Raw genomic sequence first — 16398 nt, 5'->3', positions numbered from 1 at the left:
ACTCGGGGCACCGCCACAGGCTAGACTGCTTCGATGCAGCCTTCCCCAAGCAGCCGTGCCCGCGTCATCGACGTTTTGCGTTCAAGCTCGGTATTTGGTGCGCTCCAGACCGAGATCATTGAGGCCTTGGCCGACGCGATGACGCTCAAGAGCGTGCACGGCGGCGAAACCGTGATTCATGAGGGCGCCGCATCCGACTGCATCATCTTCGTGATCAGCGGCGGGCTGCGGGTTTCTCGCCAGGGCACCGACGGCCAACTGCTGCTCTATAACCAGATTCAGCCCGGCCAAAGCATTGGCGAATTGGGGATGATCCTGGGCCAGGCGCGCGCCCAAGATGTGACGGCCGTGCGCGATTCGCGCTTGGCCCTGCTGAGCCGCCAAGCCTACGAGCGGCTGCTGCAATGCTTCCCGCTCGAGCTGTCGCAGGTTTTCCTCAAGGCGGTCTATGACCGCATGCGCAATGCACCCGACCCGGCCGATCGACATCTGGCCCAGACTTTTGTGCTGCTGCCGCTTCAACACCAGCAACAACACGGGCAGCAAACAAGCCTGGGGCAAGACCTGACCCTGGCATTTGCCAAGCATGGCCGGGTGGCGCACCTTCAAGCTGCTGCCGATGGCAGCAAGCTATTGCTGAATGGCCAAGCCGTGCCACGCGAAGCCCTGCCTCGCATCGAGGAAGAGCATGAGTTCATCCTGTACGAGAGCTCGGGCGAAGACTGCGCTTGGACCCGCTACGCCTTCAGGCAAGCCGATCAAGTCGTGTTTGTGGCCGATGCCGATGCCGACCCCAGGCTTGCCGATATCGAGTTGACGCTCTGTCAAGAGCCCGGCTATTTGCTCAAACGCCGTCACTTGGTGTTGCTGCACAGCCCCGCGCAAGTGCAAGCTGTGCCGCCAGCGCCCTGGTTGTTGGGGCGTGATGTCGAGCGCATTTACCCGCTGCGCCGGGGCAGGCTGGGAGACTCGGCCCGCTTGGCGCGCTTTCTGACCGGCAGCGCCGTCGGCATCGTGTTGGGCGGCGGCGGTGCGCGCGGTTTCGCGCATCTGGGGGTCTTACGTGCCTTGCAGGAATGCGGGCTTGCGGTCGATCTGATCGGCGGCAACAGCATGGGCGCCTTGATCGGCGCGCAATACGCGCTAGGCCATGATTTGGCCGATATCCTGCGACACACGCAGCGCTTCGCGGCCGGCGGCGAAAGGCCGACCCTGCCCTTGGTATCGCTGGCGGCTGGGCGCCGGGTCGAGCGCGACCTCAAGCGCATGTTTGGCAACGCTCAGATTGAGCAACTCTGGCGTCCTTATTTCGCGGCAGCCTGCAATCTGAGCCTGGGCAATACGCAGGTGCTGGACGCCGGCCCGCTGTGGAAGGCCGTGCTGGCGAGCAACTCCCCGGCCGGCCTGTTGCCGCCGGTATTGATGCGAGGCGCCTTGCTGGTGGATGGTGCCATTCTGGACAACGTGCCCGTTCAGGCGATGCGCATGCGCCTAGGTACCAAGTTAGAAAGGCGGCGCGGCAACGGTTTGATCATCGCGATTGATGTGGATGTGCGTGCCAATCTGCTTGCCGATCACGCGCTCAAGCGCCTGAGCGCCTGGAGCACCCTGAAGTCAAAATTTTCTACCCGCGCGCCGGTCTCCCCTGGGATTGCCGAAATTCTTTACAGCGCAAGCCATGTGGGCAGCATGAACCAGAGAGTTCGCACCATCGCTCAGGCTGACCATTATTTGGAACCGCCGGTCGGTGAATATGCCCTCATGGCCTACGGGCGAGGTGCCGATATTGCCGAAATTGGTTACCGCTATGCGATGGAGAAAATTGGCCAATGGGATCTTCCCAAGCAGTCAGACCCACCCCGGGCTTGAAACTCGATTTATCCCTCAGCCAGCGTGAGGTTTGGCTCGATCAGCGCGCTTGGCCGGGCAGCACACATCTGCACATCGGCGGCGCCGGCTTCCTTGTCGGGCCGCTGGATGTGGCACGCCTGCAGCAGGCCTTGCTGCTGTTGGTGGCGCGCCATGACGCGCTGCGCCTGGCCCCTCACGCCGACGGCACACAATGCCTGCTCAGCCACTTCGAGCCGCAGCTCGACTTGATCAGGCTTGATGCCAGCGACGACCCACGTGAAAGCATGCGCGCCTGGTGGCAGCAAAGCATGCGACAGCATTTCGAGTTAGACGGCCAGCCTCCTTGGCGCTTCACCCTGCTGCGGGCCAACGATCTGCTGCATGGGCTGACGATTCAGTTTCACCATCTGGTCATGGACGGCTGGGGCACCACCCAAGTGATGCGAGCCTGGAGCGAAATCTACGCGGAGCTGGACTCAGACTCAGCCCACACGACATTGCCAGCACCCAGCTACCAAGACTTTATTGCCGAGTCTGTGGCCTACAAAAGTTCGGTGCAGTTTGAGCGAGACGCAATCTATTGGCAGCAGCAGCTCGGCGAACACCTCGCGGGGAAGCAAAAAAGCCTGCTGGACGGCGCCTTGATTGCACCGCGCCAAAGCCAAGGCCAAGGCCAGCTAAGGCGCCAAGCCCTGCCCGAAGCCGATGTTTTCAAACTGCCTTTGCCCAGACCCGCCTACGACCGCCTGGCGGCCAGCGCAGAAGCCTCGGGGAGCAGCGTCTTTGCCTGCTTTTTGGCCGCAGTCGCGCTGTATTACGCCCGCCTGCTGGGCCGCTCGTCATTGCTGATCGGCGTGCCCAGCCTGAACCGCTCGGGCCGGCGCTACCGCGCCACGCCGGGTATGTTTGTCGGCGTTCTGGCGGTTCGCGTGCAGATCGAAGCCGGTGCGAGCGCGGCGGACTTGCTGCGCCATGTCAGCCAGCAAATCCAGGGCGCGCTGCGCCATCCGCGTTACCCCTTGAGTGAGCTGAGTCATTCCTTGCCGCTGATGCGTGCGGGTCGCGACAGTCTGCTCGACCTTGTGCTGTCTTTTGAGCGGCAAGACTACGCCTTGTCTTTCGGCGCGGCACAGCTGGTGGACTCTCGCCAACTCTTTGCCGGCGTGGCACGCTATCCGCTGGCGCTGACGGTGTGCGAGTTTGATTCCCAGGCCGACCCGGAGATGATTGTTGAAGCCAGCCAAGACTGCTTCGGGCCGGGTGAGCCGCAGCTTTTGGCGCGCAGGCTTTGGCACTTGACGCAGGCCCTGGCAGAGGCCTTGGCCCTGCACCCAAACCGCTCCCTTGAGGCCTTAGACATTGTCCCCTCCGAAGAGCGCTGGGCCTTGCTGGAAGGGCTGCACAAAGATCTCGCTCAGTTGGACGCGCCGCAAGCCTATATCGATCTTTTCGAGCATCAAGCCGCGCTGTGGCCGCAGCGCTGTGCGCTGGTGTGGGATGGCGGCAGCCTCAGCTACGGTGAGCTTGCTCAGCGGGTCGAAATGCTGGCCCGACGCTTGCGCGACTTGGGCGCTGCACGTAACAAGGTGGTGGCCCTGGCCATTGAACGCGGGCCTGAGATGGTGACCGCATTGTTGGCCATCTCTCGCGCCAGCGCCGCGTTTTTGCCGCTGGACCCGCAAGCGCCCACGGTTCGCTTAGCCGAGATCTTGGCGGACAGCGGCGCCGTCGCCTTGCTGTTGGACGCTTCGGCCACCCCCAATTTGGCGGCGCTGCACAGCCGCTGCCTGCCTGTGCGTGTGGCTTCAGACTCAGCGGTGGCGCCCTCGCAAGCGCAAGGGTCATGGGCGAAAGCCAGCCCCGATGACTTGGCCTATGTCTTGTTTACCTCGGGCTCCAGCGGGCGGCCAAAGGGCGTGATGGTCGAGCACGGCGCCTTGTCACGGCGGCTGGCTTGGCTGTCCCGCGCCTGGGCGATCGACGCCAACGACCGCTCGGCCCAAGGCACACAACTGGTCTTTGACCCGGCGCTGATCGAGCTCTTGCTGCCGCTGACCCAAGGGGCCAGCATTGCGCTGCCGCCGCCCGGCAAGCTGCACCCGCAGCGTTTGGCGGACTTCATGCTCAGGCATGGCACGACCTTCAGCGCCCTGGTGCCCTCCAGCCTGCCCGGGCTCTTGGCCGGCTGGCATGGCAAGCCGGGGCTGAAGCTGCGTGTGGCCTGTTGCGGCGGCGAGGTCTTGGCGCCCGAGTTGGCCGCGCGTTTTGTGCGTGAAACCGGCGCACAACTGTTCAATGTCTACGGTCCAACGGAAGCCACCATCTTCGCCACCGCTTGGGACTGCACCCTTGATACGGCCGAAGGACAGGCGCCCGAATCCGGCGCTGACTTGCCACTGGGCCGCCCGATCGACGACAGCCGCATCTATGTGCTGGGGCCACGACAAGAGCTGCTGCCCTTCGGCGCCATCGGCGAGATCTATATCGGCGGCGGCGCGCTCGCACGCGGCTACCTGGGCCGGCCCGATCTAGATCAACAGGCCTTCATGGCCGACCCTTTTGCTGCCGGACAGCGCATCTACCGCAGCGGCGATCGCGGCTGGCTGGATGTCCTCGGTCGCCTTCACTTCAGCGGCCGCATCGACCGCCAGATCAAGCTGAGGGGCTACCGGATCGAACCCGGCGATGTCGAGGCCGCTTGCTGTGCGCTGCCCGGCATAGAGCAGGCCGTCGTGCAAAAAATCGAGCTGGGTGGTCAAGCGCAGCTGCATGCATGGCTGGTCGGTCGGCCCTGCGATACGCTCGAACTGCAAGCCGGCTTGCGGATGAAGCTGCCCGACTATATGCGGCCAAGCGGTTTCACCTGGCTGGAAGCAATGCCCTTGACCGGCACAGGCAAGCTCGACTGCGCCGCCTTGCCACTGCCGCTAAGCGAGCAATGCCGCAGCAAAAGCCTGCGCGCGCCCGCAACAGCGATGGAGCACAGACTGCTGGCCCTGTGGCAACAGGCGCTGAGCCCGCGGGATGGCAGCATGGCCAGCATACGCAGCATCGGCATGGATGATGATTTCTTTGAGCTGGGGGGAGACTCTTTGGCCGCGCTGAGCATCTTGGGCGCCATGGAAGACCAACTGGGCCGGCCCCTGCCGCTGCAGTTGATCAGCGAGCATCCAAGCATTGCAAGCCTGGCGCGGGCCTTGAACCTGCCCATCGCCAGGCCCGGTGTCCTGCGTGCGCTCAGCGATTCCTCGGCTGACACATCGGCCCCAGCACCGGCCCTATTTCTGGCGGCTTCGGGCCATGGCGATGTGCTGCGGCTGCAAAACTTGGCTCAATCCCTGCAAGGCGAAGCACAGCTCTTCATGTTGCAGGCGCCGCTGTCCCCAGCACCCGCCACGATGGAGGAATTCGCGACGCTGTATGCGGATTGCATCGAAGCGCAGGCACAGACTGGCGATCAGGCCGTTTGGCTGGCCGGGTTTTCGGTCGGCGGCGTGACCGCGCTGGCCACTGCGCTTGAGCTGCAAAAACGTGGCCGCAAACCGCTGGGCTTGATGCTGCTCGACACCATTCATCCGGACGCGGTGTTTGGCGGCGCCACTTCTTGGCGCGCACTCGGCTGGCTGGTGCGCAAGCTGCATATGCAGGATCTGAGCATGAATGGGCGACGACTCAGCGCGATGTTCAGTGACCCCGGCCTGATCAGCCAGGTGCTCGCTTTACGGGGTCATCGCTGCCATGCCTTTGACGGCCCGGTACTGCTGGTCAAATCAACCGGCCTGGCCAGTTGGAACCGCTTCTTGTTTCAGGGCTGGCACCGTCTGATGCCCCAAGGCATACAAACGCGGCTGGTCAGCGGCTTGCATGGCTCGATGTTTGAGGCTCAGCATGTGAACGAGCTGGCCGAGACGATGCGGCAGTTCTTGCTTCAAGCACAGGGCGAGAATGAGGCTGCATGAAGCAGACAAAAGACCTAAGCGCAGTCAAGCCAGGACCCGCGATCAAGCATCTCAAGCTACGCCTTGTGCTGTTGGCGCTGCTACTGGCGAGCCTGCTCGCCCTGGCCTTGTTCTGGAGCGGCGGCAAGCTGGATCTCGCCGCTGGGCTGACCGAGTTGCGAAGCAGCGGAGCCGAACTCGGCCCTGGCTTGGCCATGCTGGGCGCCGCCCTGGGCCTCACGCTGGCGGTGCCGCTGTCGGTGCTGAGCCTGTTGTTGATCGCCGCCTTGGGGCCTTGGCAGGGCTTTGTCTGCAGTGTGGGTGCCGCACTCTTGTCCTCGGCTGCCAGCCATGCCATCGGGCGCAGCCTGGGCCATCAAGCATTGCAAGGGCTGGCCGGCCCCAAGGTACGCCAAGTCAGCGAGCAGTTGGGCGGCCGCGGCGTTTGGGCCGTGATCACGCTGCGCTTGCTGCCCCTGGCGCCGTTTGCGGTCGTCAATATGGTGGCCGGCGCCACCCATATCCGGCTGCGTGACATGCTGCTGGGCACGGCCATAGGCATGACGCCCAGCACCTTGGTGATGGCCTTCTTCATGGAGCGCCTCTTGCGCGCCCTGCAGCAAGCGGGCCGCGAGGACTGGCTTTGGCTGGGTTTGATCGCGCTGCTGATCTTGCTGCTTGCCTTCGCGTTGGCGATGGGTTTGCGGCGATGGCAGCGGCGTCATCAAAGCTGATCGAAAATAGCGCCATGCCATTTAGATCCCTCACCTTGCCCCCGAATCTGAGCGGCCGCCTCTGGCTGAGCTCTATGCCTGGCCGCCTGGAGTCCTGGGGCTCGTTTCTCGACGAAGCCCGCCTGCGCAACCTCAATCTGGTGGTCTGCCTGAACCCGCTGGAAGAAATTGCAGGCCTGTCGCCCGCCTATCACAAGGCCATTGCCGAGGGGCGGCTGCCGTTTCGCTGGCAGCATCTGCCGATGCGCGACTTCGGGCTGGGCGCCGACCCTGCCGCATTTCGGCTAGGTGTTGAACAAGTGACCCACAGCTTGCAACTGGGCGAGCAGGTTTTCTTGCACTGCGCCGCCGGCCTGGGTCGCACCGGCACGGTCGCCGCTTGCGTCTTGAAGCAAGCAGGCTTGGACCGCGAAGCCGCGCTCAGCCACGTACGGGCGGCCGGATCCAACCCTCAGTCCGCCTTGCAATCGGGCTGGATAGACCAATTTTGAGCGGCACACAAGTTCTTGGGGTCGGCCTCGATGACGAAGGGCTTCGCGTCGATTTCTTGTTTGTCAACGACGCGCTGTTGCTCATCAACAAGCCGAGCGGTCTGCTGTCGGTGCCGGGCCGCGGCGAAGACAAGCAGGATTGCGCGATACACCGTGTGCAGCGCCTGTACCCCGAGGCCTTGATCGTCCACCGCCTGGACATGGCCACGTCGGGCCTGCTGCTGCTCGCACGCGGCCCGGCCATGCAGCGCGCCTTGAGCATGGCATTCGAAGGCCGGCGCGTGCACAAACGCTATGAGGCGCTGCTGGCGGGCAACTTGCCCCTCCCCGACGCGGGTGAAGTAGACCTGCCATTGATCACCGATTGGCCGAACCGGCCGCGTCAAAAAATTGACCACCAAATCGGCAAAGCCTCGCTGACGCGCTACCGCGTGCTGTCGCGCTGCGCGCAACAGACGCGCGTGGAGCTGGAGCCGGTGACCGGCCGCACGCATCAGCTGCGCGTGCACATGCTGGCATTGGGCCACCCCATCATCGGCGACACGCTGTACGGCGGCCAAGCCGCCCCGCGCATGTATTTGCACGCCCGCACACTCAAGCTGCCAGACTGGGACCTGAGTTTCGAGTCCCCACCGGAGTTTTGACAACATGACCTTGCCCACTGCCAACTTGCACCCTGCCGCCCTGCACTCGCCTGCCGCCGAGCGCAACAAACACGCCATCCTCGACGCGCTACTGCCCTTGCTTCCCGCCCAAGGCATAGCGCTGGAAGTAGCCAGCGGCAGCGGCCAACATATTGCACATTTTTCCGCCCAAATGCCAGGCTGGAACTGGCTGGGCTCAGACCCGACGCCCGAAGGTCTGGCCTCCATTGCAGCTTGGCGCCCGCATGGCGCTGCACCCGTGCGAGTCGATGTCTTGCACGCCGATTGGGCCCTGCCGCCCAGCCATCAGACGCTGGATGCCCTGTACTGCGCCAATATGCTGCATATCTCGCCCTGGCAGACCTGTGCGGCCTTGATGCAAGGTGCGGCGCGCCACCTCGCGGCGACGGGGCTATTGCTCGTCTACGGCCCGTTCTTGCAGCGCGACGTGGACACCGCCCCCAGCAATCTGGCTTTCGACGCCGACCTGCGCGAGCGCAACCCGGCCTGGGGCCTGCGCCATCTGGACGAAGTCGCGGCTCAGGCCAAGGCCTGCCAGCTCAGCCTGCGCAATGCGATCAAAATGCCTGCCAATAATCTGCTGCTGGTCTTTGGCCGAATCGCGCCGGCCAGCGCCTCGACTCCTCCGAAAGAAACTCTATGAAACAGCAAGAGCTTTACATCGTCAGCGGCGCTTCACGCGGCATGGGCGAGGCGATCGCCCGCCAATTGCTGCATCCCGACCATGTCGTGATCGGGATCTCGCGCGGCCAAAGTGCCGCGCTGAACGAGGCGGCGCAGAGCGCTCAACTGATGCCAAACCTGATGCAGTGGCAATATGACCTGAGCCAGCCGCTGGCCGCCGCGCAGGCACTGCAAAGCTGGCTGGAGGCGCAAGCCAGCGGGCGCTTCAGCCGCGCCACTTTGATCAATAACGCCGGCCTCGTGCCCACACCCGGCCCGGTCGAATGTGCGTCGCTGCAAGACCTGTCGACGGCAATTCGCGTTGGGCTGGAAGCCTGCCTGCTCCTGAGCAGCGCCTTCTTGCGCGGCACGACTGCCCTGGGCCGGCAACGGCGGATTTTGAACATTTCGTCCGGCCTGGGACGCCGCGCCATGGCGGGCAGTGCGGCCTACTGCGCCGCCAAGGCAGGCATGGACAATCTCTCGCGCGCCATGGCCCTCGATGAAGCAGCCAAACCGGACGGCGCGGCAATCGTCTCCTTGGCGCCCGGCATCATCGACACGGAAATGCAAGCCCAGTTGCGCAGCGGCGATCCAAGCAAGTTCCCGGATCAAGCCGTGTTTGCTAACTTCAAAACCAGCGGGCAATTGCTAAGCCCTACAGCCGCAGCGGAAAAGGTTTTAAGTTATCTTGCGCGCGGGGACTTTGGTGCCACGGTACTTGCCGATGTGCGTGAACTTGATCTGCGCTGAGGCCCTTGAAAGCCGCCGCAGCAACCCCACCTTAACGCGACGGCCAATTGAGGCTTGGAGGAATTTTGTGAAACGATTTTTGATTTCTGCAATGGTGGCTGTTTTGGCCTTGGGCTTGACAACGTTTGACGCCGAAGCCAAGCGCCTGGGTGGAGGCGGCTCCTCCGGCATGAAGCGCACTGCCCCCCCTGCCGATGCGGCCAAGGGACCACCGGTACAGCAGGCCAGCCCCGCGCCCCAGCAAGCCGCTACGCCGGCAGCCGCCGCTGCCCCAGGTGCAGCCGCTGCTGCCGCACCCAAGCGCAACTGGATGGGTCCGATCGCAGGTTTGGCCGCAGGCCTTGGCATTGCCGCTTTGGCCAGCCATTTCGGCATGGGCGGCGCCTTGGCCAATGTGATGACCATGTTGCTGATCGGCGTGGCCTTGATGTTTGTGATCGGCTTTGTGATGCGCCGTATGCGAGCCGCTAAGGAGCCCGCAGCCCAAGGCATGCAGTACGCAGGTGCCGGTGCGCCATTTCAGACTCAGCCACAGCAGCCAGTTGCTGCACCGGTGAGCCCGCCTGCCGCGTTCACCGCAGCGCCGGTTGCGACCGCCGCTGCGACAGCACCCACAACTGCGCTCGCAGGCGACGGATTTGATAATGCCGGCTTCGAGCAACTCGCCAAGCGCGTGTTCATACGCTTGCAAGCAGCCAATGATGCCGGCGACCAAGCCGACTTGCGCCGCTTCACCACGCCGGAAATGTATGGCGTGGTGCAACAAGAGCTGTTAGACCGCAAAGGCGCCATTCAGCGCACCGATGTGTTGCAGCTTGATGCCCGTGTGATTGAGCGTGTGCAAGAGCATGGCCAACAAATCGTCAGCGTGCGGTTCTGGGGCTTGATTCGCGAGCAAAGCGAAGCAGCGGCCGAAAACTTCGATGAGGTCTGGCACTTGGTCCGCCCGGTTGACGAAAGCCAGGAATGGGCGATTGCGGGTATCCAAGCTACGGCCTCGGCCTGACACGGGCCTTGGTCAAACCCTGAGCAAGAAATCAAAAGGCCCGTGTCAACGGGCCTTTTTTTGTGCCGGCGTTGTGCCAGCTTTGCATCTGTTTGCGGGTCAGAGATTGCGCCCACTGCGCGCCACTGCCTCATAAGCCTTCAGTTCTGCCGCCACCGTGCGTGGCGTTTGCTCATCCGCCGAACCCGGGTAACGAGCCAGGGTCGGGTGCATGAAATCATAAGCTCGGCGTTCAAGCACGTTCACCGTGCCGTCCTGATTCGCATCTGCTTCATCGAACTGGTCTGTTTCGCTCGTCGCCCCTTGCTTGGCCGGGCTAGCGGATTTTTGCGTGGCGCTTGCTGCCGGCTGCGCTGATGCGCTGGCAGTGGCTTTCTCGGCTGCCTCATTATTTGCGGCAGCTTGAGGTGCCAGCGCAGGTTCGGAGCGCTCGGCCGGCATTTGCGTCTTGGCTTGTGCCCATCGAGCGCCTTCACTCGAAATTTCCACCACGGCCGAATCCTGCTCGACCGTTGCCGCCGTCATGGGTTGAGGCGTTTCACGGCGCTTCAGTGACTCTTCACCGCTTGGGCGACTTGGAGCCGGAATTTTTTCAACGGCACCAGCTACAGCATTAATCATGGCAAACCTCCGCAAGAGAGACTTTGCTGGGCTGCGTCGGCACTTCGCTTGAGAGCAAGCAAGCAAGTCGGCTCGAAGCAGATCATGTGCATTATTTCGACTTCCACACCACGGACTTTAATCGCGCAGCGCACGGGCCGCCACTTTTTGCTATAAAAAACTACACGCTGGCTCGATGGCAGCGCGGCAAAACCCGTGTACAGAGCGATGGTCAAACCATTCAACCGACCAAATTGGCCAAGGTCAGCAAGGCCAGCAACAGCATCCACAGCACGACCGAACGCCAAATCAAACCGACCACGCTTTGCAAATGGCCCAGTTGTGGCAGTTGCCCCGGTGTTGAGCCATCGGCCAGGGTCGAATCCGAGTCCACACCAGCATCAAAGGTCTTGCTGCGATCCGGCGTGACACCCGGTGCGGCCACGCCGCCCAATTGCAGGCCCAGGGCCCCGGCAGCGGAGGCCAAAATAATGCCTTCATTGGGATGCAGCCACAGGCCGGCGTCGCGACGCCAGCCGTTCACTGCTTCTTCGAAATTGCCCACGATGGTGAACCCCACCGCCGTGAAGCGGGCCGGCAGGTAGTCGATCAAGCCAAACAGCCGCCTTGACAGCTGCATCAAGCGCAGATTGGTGGGCGCGTCCAAGGTGCGGCTCTTGAAGGCCCAGTAGCGGCTGACAAATTCGGCCATCCGGTAGAGCACCGCACCCGCCGGACCGAGGCCTAAGGTTGATAGCACGACGAACCAGAAAAACACGCCAAACACGTGGCGATGCGCGGCCAACAAGGAATGCTCAATCGCATGCCGCACCAGTTCGGTCCGCGGTAGCTCACTGGCATCCAGATGACGCCACTCCGACAGCAAACGGCGCGCTTCCAAGTCATCACCGCGCTCAAGTGCATCGCGGATATCGGTGAAGTAATGACTGAACTGCCTGAAACCCAGGGTCAGATACAACACCAACATGTCCAGGCCCAGGGCCAACAACAAGCTGAAGTGGCTAACGGTCAAATAGATCAGCACCGTCAACAGCGCCGGCCCGAGCACGGTGATGCACCAGACCACGGTGGCATGGTGCTCACGCCCTGCGTCAAAATTTCGCCCGGTCCAACGCACCCATCCAATCACGCCTTGATGAATGCCATTGCCATGGCGCAAAGGTTTCAGCTGTTCACACAGCAAAGCAAGCAGGACCGCAAAGAAGTTCATGGGCGGGAATGATAGCGGGCGAGCGGGCTCACGCGCTGAGGAAACGGTAGAAGTTGCGCAGCATCGCCGCAGTTGCACCCCAAATAAAGTATTCCTGAGCGTCAGCAGCTGCCTCTTTGTTGCGCCAAGGCATCGACAAGAACTGCTGTCGGTCGCCTGCGAACTCAAACACATGGTGCCGATGATGAGCCGGCGTCATCAAAAACTGCAGAGGCACCTCGAAGGCCTCGGCGACCTCACCTTCCTGCAGCTTCAGCTCAAACCCTGGCTTGACCAACGCGACCACCGGCGTGACTCGATAAGCCGTGACGGTGGTGTAGATGGGCAAGCGCCCCAGCACCTCCACGAATGTTCGGGACAGGCCAATCTCTTCCTCAGTCTCGCGCAGAGCGGTCGCTTCCAGTGAGGCGTCTTGCGACTCGACCCGCCCGCCGGGAAGGCTGACTTGGCCGGCATGGTCGCGCAGATGGTCGGTGCGTCTTGTCAGCAACAAACGCAAGCCATCGTCATAAGCCACCAAGGGCAGCAGCACAGCGGCATCGGCCGGCTTGCGCCCCGGGAACAGCCCACCATCCCCGAGCAATTCGGCTTGCCACATGGGCGGATTGGCAAAGCGCTCGCGCAAAGCCTCGGGCATCATCTGAGCCAATGCGACGGCCGGCAAATGTTCATCAACCGAGCTGCAGGGCACGGCTTGGGGATTCAAGATAGGGGGTCGGACCATGGCTCAGAGCATAGGGGAAAGTGCAAAAAACCTTTGGCACAGTGCACAGAAAAACCAAATCCGCAACCCAGCAACGACAAAGCCGCCCTGAGGCGGCTTTGTCGTTGGGCGGCTGCAGCAAAACTCACTACAACCGTGTTCCCGAATTTCGACCGGAGTCGAAATTCGATCAGCCCAATTTTTCCTTGATTCGAGCCGACTTGCCCGAACGATCGCGCAAATAGTACAGCTTGGCGCGACGCACGGCACCGCGACGCTTGACCACGATCGAAGCGATCAATGGGCTGTACAGCTGGAACGTACGCTCGACGCCTTCGCCGTTCGAGATTTTGCGAACGATGAAGCTGGAGTTCAGGCCGCGATTGCGCTTGGCAATCACAACGCCTTCGAAAGCCTGCACACGCTTGCGTGTACCTTCAACGACGTTCACGCTGACAATCACTGTATCGCCGGGGCAATAGTCAGGGAATACCTTGTTCAGGCGAGCAACTTCTTCGTGCTCAAGGGTTTGGATCAAGTCCACAGAGTTCTCCTAATGATCATGGTGGCATCAACAAGCTAAACGGCCAACATGGCCGCCAATTTCCTGATTTCAGCCTGCTCTTACGGGGTGTACTGCGCAAAGGCAGCACGGTCCGACCACAAGCACTCAAGCCAAAATCGACCCACCAGAGGATCGAACAGCCAACTATTATAGCCGAAAAGCCGGAGCCCTGCGAAAGTTTCAGCTCTTCGAGTCAGTTTTCGCCAGCTCACGCAAGAATCGCTCATCGCTCTTGCTCAGCGCACCAGCCTCGCGGGCCAAGGCGATCAACTCCGGCCTGCGCTTTTGGGTGATTTCAAGAGACTTCTCCCGGCGCCATTTGGCGATATTGGCATGGTGGCCCGACATCAGCACCGCCGGCACCGGCAGGCCCGTATCGCTAGCCCCCAAGCCAGTCAGGACCTCCGGGCGACTGTAATGCGGGCAATCCAGCAAACCATCCGAAAAGCTGTCCTGCTGATGCGATTGGGCATCGTTCAAAACGCCATCTTGCAAACGTGCAATTGCGTCGAGCAACGCCAAGGCGGGCAGCTCGCCGCCAGACAATACAAAGTCACCCAAGCTCAGTTCTAGCGTCACATGACGGTCCAGAAAGCGCTGGTCCATACCCTCGTAGCGGCCACAAAGCAGCACCCCACCCGACCCTTTGGCCAAGTCGCGCACCAAGCTCTGAGTGATGGCTTGACCGGTCGGACTGAAATGAATGATGGCCGGGCCACCAACATCTAGCGCGGCCAATTGACGCTCCAGCTTGACCGCGTTCAGCGCGCGCTCCAGCGGTTCGGCCAGCATCACCATGCCGGGGCCGCCGCCGAAAGGCCGGTCATCGACACGGCGGTAGTTGTCTTCGGCAAAGTCGCGCAACTGCCACAGGCGCACATCAACCTGAGCGCTCTCAAAAGCACGCCGGGTTACCCCGTGACTCAGATGCGGCCCAAACAGTTCGGGGAATAAGGTGATGACGTCAAAGCGCATGCTGCGCTGGCCCGGACTCAGAAGTCCAAGCCCCAGTCGACGGTGATCTGGCGCTGCTCAAGATCAACATCGTCAACGAAAGCCGCAACGAATGGAACTAGACGCTCTTGGTCGGGCTTGATGGGCGCCGTCAAACCCGGCGGCATGATGCGCAGCACACTGTGCGGGCCGGCGTCGATCAAGCCAATAACCTCACCCAGCGCCTCGCCCTGCCGGTTGGTCACATTCAGGCCGATTAAGTCGACCCAGTAATATTCGTCCGGATTGGTGCTCGGAAAGGCCGAGCGCGAAATGAAGATGCGCGCGCCGCGCAGCGCTTCAGCCGCATTGCGATCCGCGATGTCCTGGACGCTGGCCACGATGCCCTCGCCATGCTCGCGAATCGAAAGAATTTTTAACAGCCGTGGCAGCGGCTTGCTGCGCACCACGGTTGGGCCCTTCCCCTCAATTGCTTCGTTAGCTCGTAAAAACCAACGCCGCGAGGAGAACAGCGCCTGGGCATCACTGGAATAGGCTTGCACCCTGATCCAGCCCTTGACGCCCCAGGCATCAAGAATGCACCCGACCTCAATCGCATCTTCTGGCCAAGCTTGCTCCGTGGAGCCAAGGGCAGAAGTCTGGAGTTCGGCAGGTGCTCTTGTCATTGGGCGGGCAGCTTAGACTGCAGCCTTCTTGGACTGGGTGACCAGACGCTCAACGGTAGGCGACAACTGGGCGCCAACGCCGATCCAGTAGTTAACGCGGTCCAAAGCGACGCGCAAAGGCTCGGCTGCACCGGAAGCCACGGGGTTATAGAAACCAACGCGCTCGATGAAGCGGCCGTCGCGGCGCTGCTGGCTGTTCGCCACAACGATGTTATAGAAGGGGCGCTTCTTGGAGCCGCCGCGAGCCAATCGAATTACAACCATGATGTTTCCTATGAATCTATTGCATCCATCGCACCAGGAGACACTCAGGGCGAGTAGATCGGAGTGACGTGGGTCAAGCCTGAATCGCAAAAAGCAAATCCCGTCCTGCACCGCCGCCGTGGTTGGCCCTGTAGATACGCCAAACCTTCTAAGACCCAAGGCCTTTGAAGATTCAACCAGCGCCAAAACCCAGCATTATAAACTCACGCAATCAACCCGGACACATATGAACTCAGAAAAGCTCAAAATCATCGATTCCTTGACGATCAGACCCAGCGCGGACGCCGACATCGGCGCCATTCAAGCGATCTATGCGCTTGCCGTTCAACAAGGCACCGGCACCTTTGAAACCGAAACCCCTTCGCTCGAAGAGATGGGTCGCAGACGCGCCGAAGTGCTGGGCCGCAAGCTACCCTGGCTGGTGGCCGAGGCAGGTGGCCGGGTCTTGGGCTATGCCTACGCCAATTACTTCCGCCCTCGCCTGGCCTATCGCTTTTGCGTGGAGGACTCGATTTATTTGCACCCCGATGTGCGCGGCATGGGCCTGGGCAAGCTGCTGCTGGCCGAGCTGATCGCTCGCTGCGAACAGCAAGGTGCACGGCAGATGCTGGCCGTGATTGGCGACGCCGACAACCAGGGCTCGATTGGTATCCATCGCTCGCTGGGGTTTCAGCACACCGGCGTGCTGAAAAGTGCCGGCTGGAAGTTTGGTCGCTGGCTCGATGTGGTGATGATGCAGCGTGAACTGGGTCAAGGCGACCAAAACAGCCCAGAAGCCGACCCGCAAGGAAGTCCGGCATGAGCAACATAAACGGCGCCACTCCGTCGCGCTACAAATCAAAGACCATTGCCGCCTGGACCGCCCTGCTGCTGGGTTGTTTTGGTCTCCACAGGCTGTATCTCTACGGTTGGCGGGATCGCTTGGCATGGCTGCACCCCATACCCACGCTGGCGGGCCTCTACGGCGTTCAACGCATGGAACTGCTAGGTCAGGATGACCGGCTCAGCTGGCTGCTGATACCGCTGCTGGGCTTGATGCTGGTGAATGCAACGCTGTGCGCCATCGTCTACGGCCTCAAGCCGGATGAAAAATGGGACGCGCAACACAACCCGGGCCTGGCGCCGCGCCCAAACGGCTGGGGCGCAGTGCTGGCGGTGGTCGCCAGCTTGCTGATAGGCGGCACCTGCTTGATGGCCACCATTGCCTTCAGCGCCCAGCGCTACTTTGAGAGCCAGGTCGAGGCCGAGACACAAAAGCCGAGCGGCCCATAGTCAAAAAGTAAAAGTCAAAAGGCCTGCGCTTGGGAAAGCGCAG

General features: G+C 62.0%; 17 protein-coding genes. 10 read left to right on the top strand and 7 right to left on the bottom strand.

Going from position 1 to position 16398, the window contains the following annotated elements:
* The first annotated feature begins 33 nt into the window (after nucleotides 1-33).
* From PRZ03_RS07105 to PRZ03_RS07070, 8 genes are all read left to right on the top strand, one after another.
* Nucleotides 34-1869, top strand: a complete 1836-nt coding sequence (locus PRZ03_RS07105; RefSeq protein WP_273599639.1) for a cyclic nucleotide-binding and patatin-like phospholipase domain-containing protein — start codon at nucleotides 34-36, stop codon at nucleotides 1867-1869.
* Nucleotides 1866-5810 carry a non-ribosomal peptide synthetase gene (locus PRZ03_RS07100; RefSeq protein ID WP_273599638.1) on the top strand — a complete coding sequence of 1315 codons (3945 nt, stop codon included), beginning with the start codon at nucleotides 1866-1868 and terminating at the stop codon, nucleotides 5808-5810. The genes PRZ03_RS07105 and PRZ03_RS07100 overlap by 4 nt, the downstream gene beginning before the upstream one ends.
* On the top strand, nucleotides 5807-6523 hold the full coding sequence (locus tag PRZ03_RS07095) for a TVP38/TMEM64 family protein (protein WP_273599637.1): 717 nt from the start codon (nucleotides 5807-5809) through the stop codon (nucleotides 6521-6523). Before PRZ03_RS07100 ends, PRZ03_RS07095 begins: the two co-directional genes overlap by 4 nt.
* A gap of 14 nt (nucleotides 6524-6537) precedes the next feature.
* Nucleotides 6538-7014, top strand: a complete 477-nt coding sequence (locus PRZ03_RS07090) for a protein-tyrosine phosphatase family protein (RefSeq protein WP_273599636.1) — start codon at nucleotides 6538-6540, stop codon at nucleotides 7012-7014.
* Nucleotides 7011-7658, top strand: coding sequence for an RluA family pseudouridine synthase (locus PRZ03_RS07085; RefSeq protein WP_273599635.1), 648 nt, complete (start codon nucleotides 7011-7013; stop codon nucleotides 7656-7658). Before PRZ03_RS07090 ends, PRZ03_RS07085 begins: the two co-directional genes overlap by 4 nt.
* A 4-nt stretch (nucleotides 7659-7662) precedes the next feature.
* Nucleotides 7663-8322 carry a DUF938 domain-containing protein gene (locus tag PRZ03_RS07080; protein ID WP_273599634.1) on the top strand — a complete coding sequence of 220 codons (660 nt, stop codon included), beginning with the start codon at nucleotides 7663-7665 and terminating at the stop codon, nucleotides 8320-8322.
* On the top strand, nucleotides 8319-9095 hold the full coding sequence (locus PRZ03_RS07075) for an SDR family NAD(P)-dependent oxidoreductase (RefSeq protein ID WP_273599633.1): 777 nt from the start codon (nucleotides 8319-8321) through the stop codon (nucleotides 9093-9095). Before PRZ03_RS07080 ends, PRZ03_RS07075 begins: the two co-directional genes overlap by 4 nt.
* 67 nt (nucleotides 9096-9162) lie before the next feature.
* Complete coding sequence (locus PRZ03_RS07070) at nucleotides 9163-10101, top strand: Tim44 domain-containing protein (RefSeq protein WP_273599632.1); 939 nt, start codon at nucleotides 9163-9165, stop codon at nucleotides 10099-10101.
* A gap of 99 nt (nucleotides 10102-10200) precedes the next feature.
* Here PRZ03_RS07070 and PRZ03_RS07065 read toward each other — a convergent pair whose 3' ends face one another.
* The 7 genes from PRZ03_RS07065 to rpsP form a co-directional block, all read right to left on the bottom strand.
* Nucleotides 10201-10737 (bottom strand): hypothetical protein, encoded by a 537-nt coding sequence (locus tag PRZ03_RS07065; RefSeq protein WP_273599631.1) that lies wholly within the window; start codon nucleotides 10735-10737, stop codon nucleotides 10201-10203.
* A 205-nt stretch (nucleotides 10738-10942) separates the two neighbouring features.
* Complete coding sequence (locus PRZ03_RS07060) at nucleotides 10943-11932, bottom strand: CobD/CbiB family protein (RefSeq protein ID WP_263533057.1); 990 nt, start codon at nucleotides 11930-11932, stop codon at nucleotides 10943-10945.
* A 28-nt stretch (nucleotides 11933-11960) separates the two neighbouring features.
* Nucleotides 11961-12656: a CoA pyrophosphatase gene (locus PRZ03_RS07055; RefSeq protein ID WP_273599630.1), complete on the bottom strand. Its 696-nt coding sequence runs from the start codon at nucleotides 12654-12656 to the stop codon at nucleotides 11961-11963.
* Between the two features lie 169 nt (nucleotides 12657-12825).
* Nucleotides 12826-13179, bottom strand: coding sequence for a 50S ribosomal protein L19 (gene rplS / locus PRZ03_RS07050; protein ID WP_263533059.1), 354 nt, complete (start codon nucleotides 13177-13179; stop codon nucleotides 12826-12828).
* A 201-nt stretch (nucleotides 13180-13380) separates the two neighbouring features.
* On the bottom strand, nucleotides 13381-14175 hold the full coding sequence (trmD, locus tag PRZ03_RS07045; protein ID WP_273599629.1) for a tRNA (guanosine(37)-N1)-methyltransferase TrmD: 795 nt from the start codon (nucleotides 14173-14175) through the stop codon (nucleotides 13381-13383).
* Nucleotides 14176-14192: 17 nt separating this feature from the next.
* On the bottom strand, nucleotides 14193-14819 hold the full coding sequence (gene rimM, locus PRZ03_RS07040) for a ribosome maturation factor RimM (RefSeq protein ID WP_273599628.1): 627 nt from the start codon (nucleotides 14817-14819) through the stop codon (nucleotides 14193-14195).
* Nucleotides 14820-14831: 12 nt separating this feature from the next.
* Nucleotides 14832-15083, bottom strand: coding sequence for a 30S ribosomal protein S16 (gene rpsP, locus PRZ03_RS07035; RefSeq protein ID WP_263533062.1), 252 nt, complete (start codon nucleotides 15081-15083; stop codon nucleotides 14832-14834).
* Nucleotides 15084-15309: 226 nt separating this feature from the next.
* Here rpsP and PRZ03_RS07030 point away from each other — a divergent pair, with 226 nt between their 5' ends.
* Both PRZ03_RS07030 and PRZ03_RS07025 read left to right on the top strand, forming a co-directional pair.
* Nucleotides 15310-15885, top strand: coding sequence for a GNAT family N-acetyltransferase (locus PRZ03_RS07030; protein WP_273599627.1), 576 nt, complete (start codon nucleotides 15310-15312; stop codon nucleotides 15883-15885).
* Nucleotides 15882-16355: a TM2 domain-containing protein gene (locus PRZ03_RS07025; protein WP_273599626.1), complete on the top strand. Its 474-nt coding sequence runs from the start codon at nucleotides 15882-15884 to the stop codon at nucleotides 16353-16355. Before PRZ03_RS07030 ends, PRZ03_RS07025 begins: the two co-directional genes overlap by 4 nt.
* Nucleotides 16356-16398 lie beyond the last annotated feature (43 nt).

This window comes from Roseateles albus (assembly GCF_028595345.1).
Classification (GTDB): Bacteria; Pseudomonadota; Gammaproteobacteria; order Burkholderiales; family Burkholderiaceae_C; genus Paucibacter_A; species Paucibacter_A albus.
The sequence above is the reverse complement of the archived record's forward strand: the minus strand, read 5'-3'. Positions and strand labels throughout refer to the sequence as shown.